The following is an 18,332-nucleotide window of genomic DNA, read 5'->3' on the forward strand; positions in this document are numbered from 1 at the left end:
CGCGCGAGGCCTTATAGGCTTCGTGCCATGGCCATGCAGATCAGCGCCACCAACCCGGAGCACCCCGCGCTCCTGCTGGAACTCCCCTGGAGCCTGCCCCTTCAGGAGTGGCCCGAGGACTGTCTCGTGCCGCTCCCGCGCGGCATCTCCCGGCACGTGGTGCGCTACGCCCGGGCCGGCACCGAGATCATCGCGGTCAAGGAGCTCGCGGAACGGCCCGCGCTGCGCGAGTACGAGCTGCTGCGCGACCTGGACCGGCTCGGCATCCCGGCCGTCGACCCGCTGGCCGTGCTCACCGGCCGCACCGACGCCGCCGGGGAGCCGCTGGAGTCGGTGCTGGTCACCCGGCATCTGCGCGGCTCGATGCCGTACCGCTCGATGTTCGAGACGACCATGCGGCCGGAGACCATGCACCGGCTGATGGACGCCCTGGCCGTGCTGCTGGTGCGGCTGCACCTGGCCGGGTTCGCCTGGGGCGACTGCTCGCTGTCCAACACGCTGTTCCGGCGCGACGCGGGCGCGTACGCCGCCTACCTGGTGGACGCCGAGACCGGCGAGCTGCATCCGCGGCTCAGCCCCGGGCAGCGGGAGTACGACCTCGACCTGGCGCGCGTCAACATCAGCGGCGAGCTGCTGGACCTGGAGGCGTCCGGGGCGCTGCACCCCTCCGTCGACCCCGTCGAGTTCGGCCATGAGATCTGCACCCGCTACGACGGGCTGTGGCAGGAGCTGACCCGCACCTCGGTGTACCCGGCGGGCAAGTACCACTACATCGAGCGCCGCATCCGGCGCCTGAACGACCTCGGCTTCGACGTGGCCGAGATGCAGATCGAGCACTCCGCCAACGGCGACTCCGTCACCTTCGTGCCCAAGGTCGTGGACGCGGGCCACCACCAGCGCCAACTGCTGCGCCTGACCGGCCTGGACACCGAGGAGAACCAGGCCCGGCGGCTGCTGAACGACCTGGAGAGCTGGATGGCCACCCAGGAGGACTACGCGCCCGGCGCCCCTCCCGCGAGCTCCCGGCTCCACTCGGCCAAGGGGTACCCGGAGGCCGCCCGTCCCGAGGTGCTGGCCCACCGCTGGGTGCGGGACGTGTTCCGGCCGACCGTGCGGGCCGTGCCGCCCGGGCTGCGCGGTGCGATGGATCCCGCGGAGATCTACCACGAGCTGCTCGAACACCGCTGGTACCTGTCCGAGCGCGCGCAGCACGACATCGGTCTGGACACGGCGGTCGCCGACTACATCGCGAACGTCCTGCCTGAGGCGCGCGCGCCGCTGGAGCCTTGACGCTTCGCTGGATCGGCCGGGGTGTGTCGTTGTTCGGCTGCGGCGCCGAGCGCTCCGCCGGAAGAGCCGCGGCGTCCGTCGTTCGTGTGCGGCGCCATCGTGGCTGGGCGCGCAGTTCCCCGCGCCCCTGACGGGGCGCTGCCCAGCTGCCACGGCAACAGTAAGAGCCACCGTCAGCCGTCGTTCGTCTGCGGCGCCGTCGCGGCCGAGCGCGCAGTTCCCCGCGCCCCTTCGGGGCGCCACCGAACCGTTGCGCAGTAGCCGCGCGCTCCGCACGAACAATCACCCTTCGCCGCCGGAAGGCCCTCGGTCAGGCGTGTGGTACCACCGCCACCGGGCACGGGGCGTGGTGCAGTACGCCGTGGGCCACCGAGCCGATGCGGGCGCCGACCGCCGTGTGGTGTGCGCGGCGGCCCACGACCATCAGCTGGGCCCGGTCGGCGAGCGACAGCAGCACCTGGCCCGCGCTGCCCATCTCGATGTGCTCGGTGACGGGGACGGCAGGGAACCGCTCCCGCCACGGCGCGAGCGCCTCGGTCAGCGCCTTCTTCTCGTACGGCTCCAGGCCCCCCGCGTCGTCGAGGAGCTTCATCGAGCCCGGGCTGTAGGCGAAGACGGGCGGCAGGGTCCAGGCCCGGACGGCGCGCAGCGTGGCCCGGCGGGCCGCGGCGGTCTCGAACGCGAACCGCAGGGCGGCGGCGCTGTCCTGCGGGCCGCCCTGCTGGCCCACGACCACGTCCCGGCCGGACGCCTCGGTGGTGGCCCGGTCGCCGGCGCGCACCAGCACGACCGGCCGTGCGGCCGCGGCGATCACCTGCTGTCCGACGGAGCCGAGCAGGAACCCGACGACCGCTCCGTGCCCACGCGAGCCGAGCACCAGCAGCTCCGCGTCGGCCGCGGCGGCGACCAGCGACTCGACGGCATGGCCCTCGACGACGTCCACGGACACCGTCAGCTCCGGGTGGCGCTCGGTGACCGTGCGCACCGCCTCCGCGGTCGCGCCGCGCACCCAGCCGTCCTGGGTGTCCCGGTCCGCCGCCGCGACGCCCTCGTGCGACTGGAACCGCCAGGCATGCACCACCCGCAGCGGCCGGTCCCGGCGGACGGCCTCGCGGGCCGCCCAGGCCAGCGCGGCCAGGCTCTCCTCCGTACCGTCGACCCCTGCCGTGATCGGGCGAGTCATGTGCATGCCTCCTCGGCGTCGCGTGTCTGCGGGGTTCAGTCTTCACCACCCGGGCCGCAGCACGGCCCGGCGGGGGTACCGCGGGCGCAGCGGAGCGAAGCCGGACGATCGAACATACGATGGGCGTGACCGGTGCGGTGACGAGGGCGACACCGCCCCTGGACCTGACCGCTCGGGGTGGGAGACACATGGCACAGGCCGCCGACGCGACGCGGACCGTCATCCTGACCGTGGACGACGACCCGGGTGTGTCCCGTGCCGTCGCCCGGGATCTGCGGCGCCGCTACGGCGAGTCGTACCGCATCGTGCGCGCGGAGTCCGGCGAGTCCGCGCTGGACGCGCTGCGCGAGCTGAAGCTGCGCGGCGACCTCGTCGCCGTGATCCTGGCCGACTACCGGATGCCGCAGATGAACGGCATCGAGTTCCTGGAACAGGCCCTGGACGTGTACCCGGGCGCGCGCCGGGTGCTGCTGACCGCGTACGCGGACACGAACGCGGCGATCGACGCGATCAACGTCGTGGACCTCGACCACTATCTGCTCAAGCCGTGGGACCCGCCGGAGGAGAAGCTCTACCCGGTCCTGGACGACCTGCTGGAGGCGTGGCGCACCAGCGACCACCGGCCCGTGCCCAGCACCAAGGTCGTGGGCCACCGCTGGTCGGCCCGGTCCTCGAACGTACGGGAGTTCCTGGCCCGCAACCAGGTGCCATACCGCTGGTACTCGGTCGACGAGCCGGAGGGCGGGCGGCTGCTGGCCGCGGCCGGACAGGACGGGCAGCGGCTGCCGCTGGTGATCACCCCGGACGGGGCGGTGCTGGTCGAACCGGAGGCGCCCGAGCTGGCCGCGAAGGTGGGCCTCGCGACGACGCCGACGGCCGACTTCTACGACCTCGTCGTCATCGGCGGCGGACCGGCCGGGCTCGGCGCGGCCGTGTACGGGGCCTCGGAGGGGCTGCGGACGGTGCTGGTGGAGCGGTCGGCGACCGGCGGCCAGGCCGGACAGAGCTCCCGGATCGAGAACTATCTGGGCTTCCCGGACGGCGTCTCCGGCGCGCAGCTCACCGACCGGGCCCGCCGGCAGGCCACCAAGTTCGGTGCCGAGATCCTCACCGCGCGCGAGGTGACCGGCCTGGAGGTCAACGGGGCGGCCCGGATCGTACGGTTCGCGGACGGCTCCGCGGTGGCGGCGCACAGCGTGATCCTGGCGACCGGGGTGCAGTACCGGCAGCTGCCCGCCGACGGCTGCGACGGCCTGACCGGCTGCGGGGTGTTCTACGGCTCCGCGCTGACCGAGGCCGCCTCCTGCCAGGGCCACGACGTGTACATCGTCGGCGGCGCCAACTCGGCGGGCCAGGCCGCGATGTACCTGGCCCGGGGCGCCAAGTCGGTGACGCTGCTGGTGCGCGGCCCGGACCTGTCGGCGTCCATGTCGTACTACCTGATCCAGCAGATCGACGAGGCGCCCAACATCTTCGTGCGCTCCCGCACCGTCGTCGAGGCCGCGCACGGCACGGACCGTCTGGAGCAGCTGACGCTGCGCGACTCGGCGACCGGGGAGACGGAACGCGTCGACGCCCAGTGGATGTTCGTGTTCATCGGCGCGGCGCCGCTCACCGACTGGCTGGACGGCACGGTGCTGCGCGACCGGCGCGGGTTCATCCTGGCCGGGCCCGATCTGACGGCCGACGGCCGGCCCCCGGCGGGCTGGGAGCTGGACCGGCCGCCGTACCACCTGGAGACCAGCGTTCCCGGCGTGTTCGTGGCGGGCGACGCCCGCGCCGAGTCCGCCAAGCGCGTCGCGTCGGCCGTCGGCGAGGGAGCCATGGCCGTGATGCTCGTCCACCGGTATCTGGAGCAGTCATGAGCGGTCGCTTGATGCCGTGCAATCCCACGGAGATCGGTTCGCTGTTCCTGTTCGAGCGACTCGAACCCGAGCAGCTCGCCCGGTTGTGCCACGAGGGGCGGGTGGAGCTGTTCGAGCCCGGCCCGGTGTACACCGAGGGCGAGCCCGCCACCTGTTTCTTCGTCATGCTCGACGGCACCGTCGTGCTGTCCCGCCGGGTGGCCGGCGACGACATCGAGGTCACCCGGACCTCGCAGCGCGGCGTGTACGCGGGCGCCATGCAGGCCTACCTGGGCGACCGGGTGCGGCAGCTCTACAACAACTCGATGCGCGTCACCGAGCCGACGCGGTTCTTCGTGCTGCCCGCCGACACGTTCGCGGACATCATGAGCGAGTGGTTCCCGATGGCGGTGCATCTGCTGGAGGGGCTGTTCTTCGGTTCGAAGAGCACGCAGGCGGCCGTCGGACAGCGTGAACGGCTGCTGGCGCTCGGCTCGTTGTCGGCCGGTCTCACGCATGAGCTGAACAACCCGGCGGCGGCCGCCGTGCGGGCCACCGCGACCCTGCGCGAGCGGGTGGCGAAGATGCGGCACAAGCTGGCCGTCATCGCCGAAGGCCCGTTCTCCCGGGACGCGTTGGCGGATCTCGTCGAGATCCAGGAACGCACCGCCGAACGGGTCGCCAAGGCGCCCGCGCTCAGCCCCCTGGAGGCCGCCGACCGGGAGGACGCCCTCACCGACTGGCTCGACGACCACGGCATCGACAACGGCTGGCAGCTCGCGCCCACCTTCGTGCAGGCGGGGCTCGACGTCGACTGGCTGGAGCAGGTCGGGGCGGCGGTCGGCGCGGAGATCCTGCCCAATGCGATCGGCTGGCTCAACTACACCGTCGAGACCGAGCTGTTGATGAACGAGATCGAGGACTCCACGTCCCGGATCTCGCACCTGGTCGACGCGGCCAAGCAGTACTCGCAGCTGGACCGGGCGCCCTACCGAGTAGTGGACGTGCACGAACTCCTCGACAGCACGCTGCTGATGCTGTCCGGCAAGATCGGCCCGCGGATCGAGGTCGTCAAGGAGTACGACCGTACGCTGCCGCCGGTGCCGGCCTACCCGGCGGAGCTGAACCAGGTGTGGACCAACCTGATCGACAACGCGGTCGCCGCCATCAACAGCGCGGACGGCGAAGGCACGTTGACGGTCCGCACGGCGGCGGACCACGAGCGGATCCTGGTCGAGTTCCGCGACACCGGACCGGGTGTGGCGCCGGAGATCCGCGACCGCATCTTCGATCCCTTCTTCACGACCAAACCGGTCGGCGAGGGCACCGGGCTCGGCCTGGACATCTCCTGGCGGATCGTCGTCAACAAGCACCACGGCACCCTGCGGGTCGAGTCGGTGCCCGGCGACACCCGCTTCCAGGTCCTGCTCCCGCTGACCGCCGAGCCCCCCGCCGAGACGCCTGAGGAGGCAGCATGAACGACGCCGCGATCGACCCCGCCGTCCCGCCGAGCGGCACCGGCTGCGTGGAGTGCGACGAGGCCGGCGGGTGGTGGTTCCACCTGCGGCGCTGTGCGGAGTGCGGGCACATCGGCTGCTGCGACGACTCGCCCGCCAAGCACGCCACCGCGCACCACGAGGCCACCGGTCACCCGGTGATCCGCAGTTTCGAGCCGGGCGAGGAATGGTTCTGGAACTACGTCACCGACGAGTTGTACGAGAGCGGTCCCGAACTGGCACCGCCGAGCGCCCACCCGGCCGACCAGCCGGTCCCCGGCCCAGCGGGCCGCGTCCCCGCCGACTGGGCCCAGACCCTACGCTGACCGACTCCCCCGCCCGCCCGACGGCGGCGGCCATGGCCTGCATCCCGCTGTCGTCGGGGTGGCCATGGCCCCCGCCGTCGAGGAAGAGCAACATCCGCCCGTCTTCCCGCGGGCAACGTCGACGTACCGGTCGCCGCTCATGAAGGAGCCGGGCGTCCGACGCCGTCCAGCTTGAGGAAGTCGTAGTCCCCCACGAGCCCCGCAGCCGATGCCGCCGCTGACATCGTTGTCGACGGGTGCGGTCCCGTGACCCAGGTGGCCGGTCCGGCCAGGGCCATGTCCCGCCAGTCCAGGAAGGGCGCCCGCACCAGCCCGGCCGTCGGGAGAAACAGCGGCTGCCGAGAAGGCAGTTGGCCCGGCTCACTGCGTGCCCCGCCGCCCCGGCACCCGGTGGCCCGCCACACCACCGGGTGAACGGCGGCCGGCCGGCTGTGTGTCAGCCGCGCGGAGGTGACGGCACGCGAGAAGGTTGCCTCGCCCGGACCCCGGGTGTTCCCGACGGACCATCACAGGATGGGAGTGCAGACCGGATGATCTCAGCAACGGTGGGCAGAGGCGCGGTACTCGGCGCGGTGACGCTGTCGCTGCTCGGCGTGCCCGCACAGGCGGCACCCGGCCAGACGCGCACCGAGGCGGCGGCCGCGCTGCCGGCCCCGGACACCGCGGCGCTGCGCAACGTGCTGCGCTCGGCGGTGAAGCAGGGCGCCCCCGGCGCGATGGCCCGGATCGACGACCACGGATCCGTGTACACGGCGGCGCGGGGCTTCGCCGACCGGCGCGCCCAGCGGGCCATCGCCGCCACCGACCGCTTCCGCGTCGGCAGCGTCACCAAGACCTTCACGGCCGTCGTGCTGCTGCAACTGGTGGACGAGCGCAAGCTCGCTCTGGACACGTCCGTCAACCGCTATCTGCCCGGCCTGCTGCCCGACAACCGGATCACGGTGCGGCACGTGCTGAGCCACCGCAGCGGCCTGTACGACTACACCAACGACCTGTTCGCGCACACCGTCTCCGGCTTCGAGTCGGTGCGCAAGAAGGTCTACACCTACCGCCAGTTGGTGAAGCTCTCGCTGAAGAAGGCGCGCACCAACGCGCCGGGCGCCGCCTACTCCTACTCGAACACCAACTTCGTGGTGGCCGGGATGCTGATCGAGAAGCTCACCGGGCACTCGGTGCGCTCCGCGTACGAGAACCGCGTCTTCAAGCCGCTGAAGCTGAAGGACACGTCCTACGTGCACCCCGACGCCAAGATCCCGGGCCGCTACGCCCGCGGCTATCTCACCCCCGACAAGGCCGGGGCGGCCCTGATCGACTCGACCGAGCAGACCCTCTCGTGGGCGCAGAGCGCGGGCGCCATCATCTCCACCCCCCGGGACCTCAACACCTTCCTGTCCGCGCTCGCCGGCGGCAAGCTGCTCTCGTCCACCGCGCTCCGGGAGATGGAGCGCTTCAAGAAGGTGAACAGCACGACGGCGTACGGCCTCGGGCTGCGCCGCCGCACCCTGTCCTGCGGCGTCTCCGTGTACGGCCACACGGGCGTCGTCCAGGGCTACTACACCTACGCGTTCACCAGCAAGGACGGCCGGCGCAGCGTCAGCGCGCTCGCCAACACCTCCAACAACACCAAGGTGCTCAACACGATGGCGGGCACGCTGGAGTCGGCGTTCTGCGGGAAGCAGTCGAATCCGAAGCGGGCCAGGACGGTCTTCGAGCGCACCGAGGACGTCGCCCCTTCGGTGGTGCGCCGCTGACCGACCCCGCGGGAACCATCGCACGCTGCCCGGGCGTTGCCCTGAGGGCCCACCGGCCCCGGACCTCCACTTCTCCTGGGCGGTGCGATGAGCGAGCTGGTTCCCGGGGGCAATCTGCCCCTGCCGGGCGGCACGCTGACCCTGCGGGTGCCCGGCCCCTTCGATGTGTCCGCGATCGTCACGGGTGAGAGCGGGAAGGCCGGGGGCGACGCCGACTTCGTGTTCTACAACCAGCCGGCCGCCCCGGGCGTCCGGCTGCGCGGCGACACGCTGAGCGTGGAACCGGCCCGGCTGCGCGCGGGGGCCGTCCGGGTCACGGTGGCCGTCAGCGCCGCCGAGCCCGGCACGCCCCTCGGCCGGCTGCCCGCGGCCACCCTGCGGGTCAGCGATCAGCAGGGCCGCCCGGTCGCCCGGTTCGACCCGCCGCGCCCCGGGCCCGAGACCGTGCTGCTGCTCGCCGAGCTGTACCGCCGGGGCACCGGCTGGAAGCTCCGGGCGATCGGGCAGGGGTACGCCGACGGACTGGCCGGACTCGCCCGGGACTTCGGGCTGGAGGTGACCGACGACGACCCGGCGCCCGCTCCCGCCGCCGCCTCCCGCGCGCCCGGGGGCCGCGTCGCCTCCCCCGCGTCCGGCCTCGCGGCTCCCCCCGGGTCCGGCCTCGCCGCCGCCCCCGCATCCGGTGCCGCCGTCTTCCCCGCGCCCGATCCCGAGGGCTGCCTCGCCCTCGTCAACCCCGCCCGCGCCCGGGCCGGCGCGCCGCCCGTCGTCCTCGACGCCCGGCTGGTCGCCGCCGCGCGTGCCCATGCGGCCGCGATGGCCGAGGCCGGCCGCCTCGCCACCGAGAGCCCGGACGGCACCTCGCTCCACCAGCGGATCACCGCGGCCGGATTCGCGTACGCGACCGTCGGCGAGCACCTGGTCTCGGGACCGCGCACCCCCGCCGAGTTCGTCGCGTACTGCCTGCGCACCGAGCAGGCCAGGCGCACCCTCCAGGATCCGGCCCTCACCCACGCCGGAATCGCGTACACCCTCGGCCCGCGCACGGGCGACACCTACTGGACGGCGGTGTGGGCCAGGCCCCTGACCCCCGAGGAGCTGGCGCGCAGCCGTGCGGACGTGGTCGAGCTGACCAACCGTGAGCGCGGCCGGGCGCGGCTCGCTCCCCTGGCCGTCGATCCACTGCTCACGGCCGCCGCGCAGGCGCACAGCGCGGACATGGTGGCCCGCGACTTCTACTCCCACACCTCGCCCGAGGGCTCACAGCCGTGGGACCGGGCCGCCGCCGCGGGGTCCCGGCGGCGCACGATCGGCGAGAACATCGCCTGCGGCCAGCGCTCCGCCGCCGAGGTGGTGGAGGGCTGGATGAACAGCCCGGGCCACCGCGCCAACATCCTGAAGCCGGACTTCACCCACATCGGCGTCGGCTTCGTCGGGGGCGGCCGGACCGGAACGTACTGGACGCAGCTCTTCGGCGGCTGACCGCGCCCGCGCGACCACGTGCCGTGATCTTGGCGGAACGGAGCGCTCCGGGACACCATGCCCACATGAAGGGTGATCTCTTTTCCAGTGAGCACATGGTGCGCCCGGCCGTCGAGCCCGGCATGTCCGTCGAGAACTCCAAGTGCATCAAGTACGCCGTCGACGGCGAGATGCTCGCACGCCAGGGCGCGATGATCGCGTACCGCGGCGGCCTGCAGTTCGAACGCAAGGGCCAGGGCGTGGGCGGCATGCTCAAGCGCGCGGTCACCGGCGAGGGACTGCCCCTGATGACGGTGCGCGGCCAGGGCGAGGCGTGGTTCGCGCACGAGGCGCAGAACTGCTTCGTCGTCGAGATCGAGCCCGGCGACCAGTTCACCGTCAACGGGCGCAACGTGCTGTGCTTCGACGCCTCGCTCGCGTACGAGATCAAGACCGTCAAGGGCTCGGGCATCGCCGGGGGCGGCCTGTTCAACAGCGTCTTCAGCGGGCACGGCCGGCTGGGCCTGGTCTGCGAGGGGACCCCGCTGGTCATACCGGTCTCCCCGCAGTACCCCGTGTACGTGGACACGGACGCGGTGGTCGGCTGGACCGCCCGGCTGCAGACCTCGCTGCACCGCTCCCAGTCCATCGGCTCGATGCTGCGCGGCGGTTCCGGCGAGGCGGTGCAGCTGATGCTCCAGGGCGAGGGGTACGTCGTGGTGCGCCCGAGCGAGGCGACCCCGCAGAAGGCCCAGCAGCACTGACGCGCCGGCGGGCCGCGCGGCCCGCCGGGCCCTGATCCGTTCAACCGGAGTTGACCTGCGCGGCGTCCCCGGGTGAAGGTGCCCATCGGCGCGGTTCTCCTCGCCCTCCACCGCGCCGGAAAGGGTGACAGCCTTGATCGGCATCTCGGACATCGAAGCCGCGGCACGCAGCATCGCCGGACACGTCGTACGCACCCCGACGGTGCCGAGTCCCGGCCTGTCCGCGCTGCTCGGCGCCCCCGTCACCGCGAAGCTCGAACTGCTCCAGCGCACCGGCTCGTTCAAGGCGCGCGGCGCCACGGCGAAGCTGCTGTCGCTGAGCGCGGCCGAGCGTGCGGCCGGAGCGGTCGCGGTCAGCGGCGGCAACCACGGCATCGCCCTCGCGGTGATGGCCGCCGCCCTCGATGTGAAGGCGACGGTCGTCATGCCGGAGACGGCGCCCGCGCGCTCGATCGGGATCGCGCGGGAGGCCGGGGCGACGCTGCGGCTGACCGACGGCATGGACAGCGCGTTCGCGCTGGTGAAGGAGTTGCGGGACGAGGGTCTTACCCTGGTCCACCCGTTCGACGACCCCGTCGTGATCGCCGCGCAGGGCACGGTCGGGCTGGAGTTCGCGGACGACGCCGACGAGCTGACCGACGTGATCGTCAGCGTCGGCGGCGGCGGGCTGATCGCCGGGGTGGCCGCCGCGCTGCGCGCCCGCCGGCCGGGCGTGCGCGTGTGGGGGGTGGAGACGGAGGGCGCCCAGGCCATGTCCGAGGCGCTGGCCGCCGGCGGGCCGGTACCGGTCGCGCTGTCCTCGGTGGTCACCACGCTGAGCGCCCCGTCCGTGTCCCGGCTCACGTACGACCATGTCGCCGCGCTGGTCGAGGACGTCCTCGTGGTCCCCGACCGGGAGGCCGTGCGGGGCTGTCTCGATCTCGCCGAGCACGCCAAGGTGTGGGCGGAGCCGGCCGCCGGCTGTCTGCTGCCCGCGGCCCGTCAGGTGCTGGCCCGGGTGGGCGGCGGCGCCCGGCTCGGCCTTGTGGTGTGCGGGGGCAACGCGACGCCCGGAGAGGTCATGGCCTGGACGGAGCGGTTCGGGCTGCGCTGACGGGCGGCCGGCGGCGCGGCCCCTGCCGCCGGTCACCTCCGGGACGGCCCTCGGTAACCCTCCGTTCTCCCGAAGGCGCGGACCGCGCCGAGACGTTGAACAAAAGGCAGGAATCGTCCCGGAGTTGCCGGTCCTTTGAACACTCCGCGTCGCGCCCCGCGTACTCCTGGGAAAGACGACGCAGGGGTTCAGCGAGGGATGGCCATGGCCGAGACACAGGTCCGCGCGCACGAGTGGCCGGCCGGACGGTACCGGCTGCTGGAGGTCGTCCAGCGCGGGACCAACCGCGTCTGCTGGTACGCGGAGGACGCCGCGACGGGGCGGCCACGCCTGGTGACCCGGGTGGAGCTCCCGGCGGGCGGGACGCCGGAGACCGGGCGGCTGACCGCCGCCCGGGTCCTGCGCGCCTCCGAGGTCATGGCGCGGCTCTGCCCCGGCCGGGTCGCCACGGTCCTCGACGCCGCCGAGGAGGCGGGCGCGCTGTGGACGGTCGCCGAGTGGATCGACGGCATGCCCCTGGACGAACTCCTCGCCCGGCAGGGCGCGCTTCCCTACGCGCGGGCCGCCCGGATCGGCCTGGAACTGCTCGACGTGCTGGAGGCCGCGCACGGGGAGGGCGTCACCCACGGCGAACTCAGCCCCGGCCAGGTCTTCGTCCGCGCCGAGGGCCCGGTCGTGGTCACGGGGTTCGGCTGGGCGGGCGCCACCCTCGTCCCGCGGGTCACCGCACCGTCGTACGCCTCCCCCGAGCAGGCCCGCGACCAGCGGATCGGCCCGGCCGCCGATCTGTGGGCGCTCGGCGCCATCCTCTACACCATGACCGAGGGCCGGCCGCCGTTCCGCGACCGGGGCGGGCCCGAGGCCACGCTCAGGGGCGTGGACCGGCTGCCGCTGCGCACGCCGCTGCGCGCGGGCCCGCTGACCCCGGCGGTGCAGGGGCTGCTGCGCAAGGAGTCCGGGGAGCGGCTGCCACGGCCGCTGGCCCGCGAGGCCCTGACCCGCGTGCTCGCCGAGGACGCGCGGGACGGCGCGCCGACCGGTCCCGGGGCCCGGCTGCGCGCCGCCGTGCGGCGCACCGGCCGGGGGTGGGGCGGACGGACCGTGGCCGCGGGAACCGCACTGGCCGTCGTCACCGTCTCCGGGGCCGTCCTGTACGCGACCCGGGACCTGCCCGGCACCGAGCCCTCGGCGGCCGTGCCGCCGCCCCGGACGTCCGCCGCGCCCACCCCCACCGGCTCCTCCCCCGCGGCCGCGCCCACCCCGGCCCCGACCGCCTCGGCCACCGCGCCGGCCGCCCCGGGCGGGAACGTCCTGCCGAACGGCTACCGCGGTCACACCGCCCCGGAGGGCTTCACCGTGGCCCTGCCCGACGGCTGGAAGCGGCTGCGCACCGCGCGCGGGGGCGACCGCTCGTACCGCGTCACCTACGGTCCGGGCGGTTCCGACCCGCGCACCCTGTCCGTCACCTACAGCGAGCGCCTCGGCCCGGACCCGGTCGCCGTCTGGCGGGACGACGTCCAGCCCGGTCTGGAGCGGCTCGGCGGCTTCCGCCGGATCGGCACCGTCCGGGCGACCAGGTACCAGGGGTACGAGGCCGCCGACATGGAGTGGCTCTCGGGCACCGGGAGCGACCGGGTGCGCACCTTCGGCCGGGGCTTTCTGCTCGGCGGCCACCGCGGCTACTCGCTGCGGTTCACGGCCGCGGCCGGCGCCTGGGACTCGGCGGACAGCCGGTCCGCCCTCGACACGTTCCTGCGCACGTTCCGCGCGCAGGACAACTGAGCGGCCGCCCGAGGACGATCTCATCGCGGCGTCCTGACAAAGCAGCACCAACGGGTCGATATAGGCTGCCGTTCTGTGCCCGCGCCGTCCTGCGCGGGCCCATCGTGCCACGCCTACGGGAGAGTTCTCCGTGACCTTAGCGATCGACCCGGCCGAGATGTCCCCCGCGTCCGCGCCGTCCCCGGCGCCCCGCTCCGAACTCGTCGCGCGCGACGCGCACGCCTTCGGGGCCCATGTACGCACCGGAGGCTGGGCCTTCGGCCTGCTGGTCGCCCGCAGCGTGCGGCCGGGCGGACAGGGCGCGGACGAGAGCCCGAAGGTGTCGGCGAAGGAGTTCGCGGACCTCGCCGGGTGCTCAGCCGAGCGGGTCATGCGCTACTACAAGGCCTGGGACCGGGCCGCCGACGACGGGCTCGTCCCGCACTTCGAGGCGCTCGCGCCGGGCCAGGAGGTCGATCTCCCGGACGCTGACGCCTGGCAGTCCTACTACGTCTCCCGCTCCGGTGCCGCCTCGGAGCGCGGCGTCGCCATCACGGAGGCCGCCGAGGCGGAGGGCATCCGGCCGACCAAGGCCCTCGAAGTCGCCGAGAACCCCACCGCGCTGCGCGCCGCGATCCTCGCCGACCCCTCCACCGCCCGTGCGGCGCGCACCGCACTCCTCGACCGGCTGCGTGAAGACCCGGATCTGCAGGCCGAGTTGGCGCGCGACGTGGTGCGCACCGACGACCTGAAGAAGGCCGTCGCCAGCGAGAGCCGGTCGGCGGACCGGATCGGCTACGTCCGGCAGATCGCCGAGTCGGGCCTGATCCGGACCCCGGCCGGGCAGTCCGTGGACGCGCCGGTCACGGTGCGCCAGGAGGCCGAGCGGCATCTGTCGCTCCTCGACGAGCTGAACGACGGCGAGGACCCCGGCGAGTGGGCCACCGAGGCCTACGACACCATGCGGTCCCTGGTGGCCGAGACGGTCGAGGCCGATCCCGAACTGCGGGTCCAGGAGCGGCGGACGAAGTTCTACAGCAGCCTGCACAAGGCGACGAAGGCGTTCGAGGAGCTGACCTTCGACGACGCCCAGGACTTCTACGAGGACGACATGGTCCAGCGCCTGGAGGAGCTCCAGCGGGCGATCGGGAGCTGTCTCGACGCGCTGCGCGGGGCAGGAGGAAATCAGGCGGGCGACTGAGCAACTCGCGCTCCACAGGGGTACTGGAGGGCACTACGGCGACCGTCCCGGGAGGCCCAGACGTGAAACCCCGCGTGCACAAGTCCCTGGTGGTGCAGCTCCAGGCGGGCGGCACGGGCCGCTTCACCGTGCTCGCCCATCTGACCTACGACGCCGGCGACCCGTTCGCCGTCACGGCGGTGTTCGGGCACGACGGCCATGTCCTCGCCCGCTGGCGGCTGGACCGCGAGATGCTCGCCGAGGGCCTGCGCGGGCCGGTCGGCATCGGGGACGTACGGCTGCGCCCGGTGGCCACCGGGATGTGGCAGGAGCTGCGCATCGACCTCCTCGGCGACGTCAGGCCCGACGGCGGCCGGCACCACGCGGTGGTGTACGCGTGGGCGCCCGCGGTCGCCGCGTTCCTGCGGGAGTCCCGCGAGGCCGTGCCGCCGGGACGGGAGGAGGTACCGGTCGACGACGTCCTCGCGGAGATCCTCGCCGCGGGGTGACGGCCTCCGGTGCCGGCTCAGCGCATGGTGTGACGGCGGCGCACCCACAGCGGCACCAGGTACCAGCACAGGACGTACCAGGCCACCACCGCGGCGACCAGCCACGCCACGGCGGGGTCCTTCGTGGCCACCCGGAGGATCAGCAGCAGCGAGGCGGCCATCGTGGCCAGCAGCAGGAACAGGCCGACGAAGGTGAGCCGGGACGCCCAGTCGACCGCCCGGGGTTTCACCCGTCGCCCCGAGACCATGCGGTGCAGCGAGACCGGTCCGATGAGGGCGCCGGTGGAGCAGGCGCCGAGCACGACGGTCACGGTGTAGATGACCCGGTCGGCGTGGTCCAGGTGGTCGTACTCGGCACTGAAGACGACGGTGAGCAGGAAGCCGAACAGGATCTGCACGCCCGTCTGGGCGACGCGGACCTCCTGGATGAGTTCGCTCCACATCCGGTCGGCCCGCTCCTCGTCGCTCTCGTCGCGCCCCGTACGGCCACCCGCCTGCGTCATGCGATGCGGGTAACCGTCCCGCCGGTCCGTCAAACGGCGGGTACCCCTACCAGCGGTCCTCCACCTGCGCCTTGATCCGGCGGTCGTACAGGTCCCGGACAGCGGCGAGGGTCTGCGCGGACAGCGGCGGCAGTCCGGCGGCAGCCGCGTTGGCGCGGGCCTGGCCGGGCGTACGGGCGCCCGGGATCACGGTGGTCACGCCGGGCTGTTCGACGATCCAGCGGAGCGCGAGCTGGGCCGGGGTGTACCCGTCGAAGGCGAGGGCGGCGAACTCGGCCGCGGCCTCGACGCCGGTGTCGTAGTCGACGCCGGAGAACGTCTCGCCCTGGTCGAAGGCCTCGCCGTGCCGGTTGAACGTGCGGTGGTCGTTGGCGGCGAAGACCGTGTCCCTGGTGTACCTGCCGGACAGCAGGCCGGAGGCCAGCGGCACCCGCGCGATGATGCCGACGCCCGCCTCCCGGGCGGCGGGCAGCACCTGGGCCAGCGGTTTCATGCGGAACGGGTTGAGGATGATCTGCACGCTGGCCACGTTCGGCCGGGCGATCGCGGTCAGTGCCTCGGCGCAGGTCTCCACGCTGACGCCGTACGCGGCGATCCGTTCCTCGGCGACCAGGGTGTCCAGGGCGTCGAAGACCTCGTCCGAGGAGTACACGGGCGTCGGCGGGCAGTGCAGCTGCACCAGGTCGATGCGGTCGACGCCGAGGTTGCGCCGCGACCGGTCGTTCCAGGCGCGGAAGTTGTCGAGGACGTAGTTCTCCGGGATCTGGTCGACGCGGCGGCCCATCTTCGTGGCCACCAGCACGCGCAGGTCCGGCCTGCCGCGCAGGAACCCGGCGATGGTCTGCTCGCTGCGGCCGTCGCCGTAGACGTCGGCCGTGTCGAAGAACGTCACTCCCGACTCGGCCGCCGCCTCCAGCACGGCGAGTGCTTCCTTGTCGTCCACGTCGCCCCAGTCGGCGCCCAGCTGCCATGTGCCGAGGCCGACGACCGATGCCCGCTGCCCCGACCTGCCGATTACGCGTTCGTCCATGCGGTCAGTGTGTCATCCGCCAACGGCCCGCGCGGAACGGCCCGCTCCGGGGGATCGCGGTCGCCGCCCGGGATCAGGCCCGGGGGTCAACTGGGCCTGGATGACGAGCCCGTGACGCCCGGCGACGGCGGCATGCGCAGACGCGGGCAATTGCGCACATGACGCCGGGCCGACGAGCGCGGCGACGGCGAGTTCGGCACGCAGGCCCGCCTCGGGCGATGGGCTCGCCCGCCGCGTACGAGCGGCCGCACCCGCAGCGGCCGGAGAACTTGGCCTTGATGGTGCGACCGGAGGAGCCGCCACCCGTCCGGCGCGGTGCCTTGCGCCGGGACCCCGCGGATGCCGGAGTGCCGGACGACGACGGCGGCGGCTCCGGTGAGCCGAGGGCACTGCCCGCCTCGGGGCCGCCGGGCCGGCCAGGCGTGCGGTCACCCGGGCACGGAAGGTGGCGCGCGGCACGACTAGGGAGCGGGCCCGGTCAGGCCTCGGCGGTGCGGCACTCCGGGTGGCCCCAGCCCTGGTCGTTCTTGGCGATGGGCTCGCCGGCCGCGTACGGGCGGCCGCACCCGCAGCGGCCGGGGAACTTGGCCTTGATGGTGCGACCGGAGGAGCCGCCACCCGTCCGGCGCGGTGCCTTGCGCCGGGACCCCGCGGATGCCGGCGTGCCGGACGACGACGGCGGCTCCGGTGAGCCGAGGGCACTGCCCGCCGGCTCCTGGGCGGAGGCCGCCTGGCTGGCCGCCCGGTCGGCGAAGTCGTTCAGCGGGTCACCGTCGACCTGGTGGGCGGGGACGTAGCGGAACTCGACGGAGCGGCCCGTGAGCAGCTCGTCGATGCGCACCACCAGCTCCTGGTTGGCGACGGGCTTGCCGGCCGCCGTCCGCCAGCCGTTGCGCTTCCAGCCGGGCAGCCAGGTGGTGACGGCCTTCATCGCGTACTGCGAGTCCATCCGGACCTCCAGCGGCAGCCCGGGGTCGGTCGCCGCCAACAGGCGTTCCAGAGCGGTCAGTTCGGCGACGTTGTTGGTGGCTCTGCCGAGCGGTCCGGCCGCCCAGCCGGCCGGCGCCTCCGCCTCGTCGGACACCACCCAGGCCCAGCCCGCCGGGCCGGGGTTTCCCTTCGAAGCCCCGTCGCACGCGGCCACCACACGTTCACGCATGGGCACGATCATGCCATGGCCGCGCGGGCCCTCCGTCCGCCGCCGGTCAGACGTCCCTGAGCGGCGGCATCTCGCCCTGGGTGGTCGCGGTGTCGATCACCGAGAAGTTCGCGCCCTGCGGGTCGCTGATCGCCGCGAACCGGCCGAATGGGCTGCTCATGGGGCCGAAGCGGAGGATGCCGCCCCGTTCGGCGGCCGTGGCCACGGCCGCGTCGCAGTCGGCGACGTCGAAGTAGACGTTGATGTACGAGGGCACCTCGGGCGGGAAGTCGTCCGTCATCTTCATACGGCCGAGCACGGTCGCGTCACCGAGGTCGAACACCCGGAAGTCGACGGCGTCGTCCTCGACCTGCTTGGCACGGTAGGAGAAGAGGGCGGAGAAGAACGCGTCCGTCGTCTCGGGCTCACGGGTGAACACCTCGGCCCAGCAGAACGCGCCGGGCACCGCCGTCGCCTCGAAGCCCTCGTGGCTGCCCGGCTGCCACACGCCGAACAGGGCGCCGCCTGGCTCACGGGCCAGGCACATGGAGCCGAACGCGCCGACCTGCATCGGCTCCATCACGATCTCGCCGCCGTTGTCCCGGATCCGGGCGGCGGTCGCCGCGGCGTCGGCCGAGGCGAAGTACAGACACCACTGCGGCGGGGCCTCCTGGCCGGGCATGGGCGGGACGACGGCCGCCACCGCCTTGCCGTCCGCGTAGGCCAGGGTGTAGTTGCCGAACTCCGCCGACGCCGCGCCGAAGGTCCAGCCGAGGACCTCGCCGTAGAAGGTCTTGGCGCCCTCGACATCGTTGAACATCGCATCGGCCCAGCAAGGGGTTCCCTCGGGTGGTACGGCCATGGCTCGGCCCTCTCACGTGAGACGTTCCCCGCTCTCACGCTAGCCATCCCGGCTGCGGCCCGCGCGCCGAACGGGCGGGCCTGCCCGAGACTGGAAGCGGCGGCGGTCCACGGCGGGCTGCGACGGGACGGGGCACGGCAT

16 protein-coding genes are annotated in these 18,332 nt (G+C 73.5%); 11 read left to right on the plus strand and 5 right to left on the minus strand.

The features are described 5' to 3' along the window. Positions 1-27 precede the first annotated feature (27 nt). Entirely contained in the window at positions 28-1,290 is a 1,263-nt protein-coding gene (locus CTZ28_RS42470; RefSeq protein WP_121895115.1) for a DUF4032 domain-containing protein, read from the plus strand. 310 nt (positions 1,291-1,600) lie between these two features. Here the strand turns inward: CTZ28_RS42470 and CTZ28_RS42475 are convergent, their stop codons facing one another. Next, positions 1,601-2,473, minus strand: coding sequence for a universal stress protein (locus CTZ28_RS42475; RefSeq protein ID WP_121895116.1), 873 nt, complete (start codon positions 2,471-2,473; stop codon positions 1,601-1,603). A 188-nt stretch (positions 2,474-2,661) separates the two neighbouring features. Here CTZ28_RS42475 and CTZ28_RS42480 point away from each other — a divergent pair, with 188 nt between their 5' ends. From CTZ28_RS42480 to CTZ28_RS42525, 10 genes are all read left to right on the plus strand, one after another. Further along, on the plus strand, positions 2,662-4,338 hold the full coding sequence (locus tag CTZ28_RS42480) for an NAD(P)/FAD-dependent oxidoreductase (protein WP_121895117.1): 1,677 nt from the start codon (positions 2,662-2,664) through the stop codon (positions 4,336-4,338). Then, a complete protein-coding gene (locus CTZ28_RS42485) occupies positions 4,335-5,795 on the plus strand; it encodes an ATP-binding protein (protein ID WP_121895118.1) in 1,461 nt (486 codons plus the stop codon). The genes CTZ28_RS42480 and CTZ28_RS42485 overlap by 4 nt, the downstream gene beginning before the upstream one ends. Then, positions 5,792-6,139: a UBP-type zinc finger domain-containing protein gene (locus CTZ28_RS42490; protein ID WP_121895119.1), complete on the plus strand. Its 348-nt coding sequence runs from the start codon at positions 5,792-5,794 to the stop codon at positions 6,137-6,139. The genes CTZ28_RS42485 and CTZ28_RS42490 overlap by 4 nt, the downstream gene beginning before the upstream one ends. Before the next feature lie 530 nt (positions 6,140-6,669). Next, positions 6,670-7,890: a serine hydrolase domain-containing protein gene (locus CTZ28_RS42495; RefSeq protein WP_121895120.1), complete on the plus strand. Its 1,221-nt coding sequence runs from the start codon at positions 6,670-6,672 to the stop codon at positions 7,888-7,890. A gap of 87 nt (positions 7,891-7,977) precedes the next feature. Then, complete coding sequence (locus CTZ28_RS42500) at positions 7,978-9,372, plus strand: CAP domain-containing protein (protein WP_121895121.1); 1,395 nt, start codon at positions 7,978-7,980, stop codon at positions 9,370-9,372. 65 nt (positions 9,373-9,437) lie between these two features. Further along, positions 9,438-10,115: an AIM24 family protein gene (locus CTZ28_RS42505; protein WP_121895122.1), complete on the plus strand. Its 678-nt coding sequence runs from the start codon at positions 9,438-9,440 to the stop codon at positions 10,113-10,115. A 133-nt stretch (positions 10,116-10,248) separates the two neighbouring features. Then, the gene (locus CTZ28_RS42510; RefSeq protein WP_121895123.1) at positions 10,249-11,208 is read left to right on the plus strand and encodes a threonine/serine dehydratase family protein; all 960 of its coding nucleotides are present in this window, start codon (positions 10,249-10,251) and stop codon (positions 11,206-11,208) included. Positions 11,209-11,406: 198 nt separating this feature from the next. After that, the gene (locus CTZ28_RS42515; RefSeq protein ID WP_121895124.1) at positions 11,407-12,990 is read left to right on the plus strand and encodes a serine/threonine-protein kinase; all 1,584 of its coding nucleotides are present in this window, start codon (positions 11,407-11,409) and stop codon (positions 12,988-12,990) included. Positions 12,991-13,120: 130 nt separating this feature from the next. Next, positions 13,121-14,170: a hypothetical protein gene (locus CTZ28_RS42520; RefSeq protein WP_183154866.1), complete on the plus strand. Its 1,050-nt coding sequence runs from the start codon at positions 13,121-13,123 to the stop codon at positions 14,168-14,170. A 62-nt stretch (positions 14,171-14,232) separates the two neighbouring features. Continuing rightward, a complete protein-coding gene (locus tag CTZ28_RS42525; RefSeq protein WP_121895125.1) occupies positions 14,233-14,658 on the plus strand; it encodes an SsgA family sporulation/cell division regulator in 426 nt (141 codons plus the stop codon). A 17-nt stretch (positions 14,659-14,675) separates the two neighbouring features. Here the strand turns inward: CTZ28_RS42525 and CTZ28_RS42530 are convergent, their stop codons facing one another. From CTZ28_RS42530 to CTZ28_RS42550, 4 genes are all read right to left on the minus strand, one after another. Continuing rightward, positions 14,676-15,161: a DUF6328 family protein gene (locus CTZ28_RS42530; protein ID WP_121895126.1), complete on the minus strand. Its 486-nt coding sequence runs from the start codon at positions 15,159-15,161 to the stop codon at positions 14,676-14,678. A 46-nt stretch (positions 15,162-15,207) separates the two neighbouring features. Continuing rightward, positions 15,208-16,191 carry an aldo/keto reductase gene (locus CTZ28_RS42535; RefSeq protein ID WP_121895127.1) on the minus strand — a complete coding sequence of 328 codons (984 nt, stop codon included), beginning with the start codon at positions 16,189-16,191 and terminating at the stop codon, positions 15,208-15,210. 478 nt (positions 16,192-16,669) lie between these two features. Further along, the gene (locus CTZ28_RS42545; RefSeq protein WP_398657876.1) at positions 16,670-17,350 is read right to left on the minus strand and encodes a ribonuclease H family protein; all 681 of its coding nucleotides are present in this window, start codon (positions 17,348-17,350) and stop codon (positions 16,670-16,672) included. A 46-nt stretch (positions 17,351-17,396) separates the two neighbouring features. After that, positions 17,397-18,191, minus strand: a complete 795-nt coding sequence (locus CTZ28_RS42550) for a VOC family protein (protein ID WP_121895129.1) — start codon at positions 18,189-18,191, stop codon at positions 17,397-17,399. Positions 18,192-18,332 lie beyond the last annotated feature (141 nt).

Origin of the sequence: Streptomyces shenzhenensis, from assembly GCF_003688995.1 — a bacterium.
GTDB classification, from domain to species: domain Bacteria; phylum Actinomycetota; class Actinomycetes; order Streptomycetales; family Streptomycetaceae; genus Streptomyces; species Streptomyces shenzhenensis_A.

What these genes read in the sequence shown, in the direction of transcription:
- CTZ28_RS42470 (WP_121895115.1), top strand. Translation starts at nt 28, where the DNA reads ATGGCCATGCAGATCAGCGCCACCAACCCGGAGCACCCCGCGCTCCTG.
- CTZ28_RS42475 (WP_121895116.1), bottom strand. Translation starts at nt 2,473, where the DNA reads ATGACTCGCCCGATCACGGCAGGGGTCGACGGTACGGAGGAGAGCCTG.
- CTZ28_RS42480 (WP_121895117.1), top strand. Translation starts at nt 2,662, where the DNA reads ATGGCACAGGCCGCCGACGCGACGCGGACCGTCATCCTGACCGTGGAC.
- CTZ28_RS42485 (WP_121895118.1), top strand. Translation starts at nt 4,335, where the DNA reads ATGAGCGGTCGCTTGATGCCGTGCAATCCCACGGAGATCGGTTCGCTG.
- CTZ28_RS42490 (WP_121895119.1), top strand. Translation starts at nt 5,792, where the DNA reads ATGAACGACGCCGCGATCGACCCCGCCGTCCCGCCGAGCGGCACCGGC.
- CTZ28_RS42495 (WP_121895120.1), top strand. Translation starts at nt 6,670, where the DNA reads ATGATCTCAGCAACGGTGGGCAGAGGCGCGGTACTCGGCGCGGTGACG.
- CTZ28_RS42500 (WP_121895121.1), top strand. Translation starts at nt 7,978, where the DNA reads ATGAGCGAGCTGGTTCCCGGGGGCAATCTGCCCCTGCCGGGCGGCACG.
- CTZ28_RS42505 (WP_121895122.1), top strand. Translation starts at nt 9,438, where the DNA reads ATGAAGGGTGATCTCTTTTCCAGTGAGCACATGGTGCGCCCGGCCGTC.
- CTZ28_RS42515 (WP_121895124.1), top strand. Translation starts at nt 11,407, where the DNA reads ATGGCCATGGCCGAGACACAGGTCCGCGCGCACGAGTGGCCGGCCGGA.
- CTZ28_RS42530 (WP_121895126.1), bottom strand. Translation starts at nt 15,161, where the DNA reads ATGACGCAGGCGGGTGGCCGTACGGGGCGCGACGAGAGCGACGAGGAG.
- CTZ28_RS42535 (WP_121895127.1), bottom strand. Translation starts at nt 16,191, where the DNA reads ATGGACGAACGCGTAATCGGCAGGTCGGGGCAGCGGGCATCGGTCGTC.
- CTZ28_RS42545 (WP_398657876.1), bottom strand. Translation starts at nt 17,350, where the DNA reads ATGCGTGAACGTGTGGTGGCCGCGTGCGACGGGGCTTCGAAGGGAAAC.
- CTZ28_RS42550 (WP_121895129.1), bottom strand. Translation starts at nt 18,191, where the DNA reads ATGGCCGTACCACCCGAGGGAACCCCTTGCTGGGCCGATGCGATGTTC.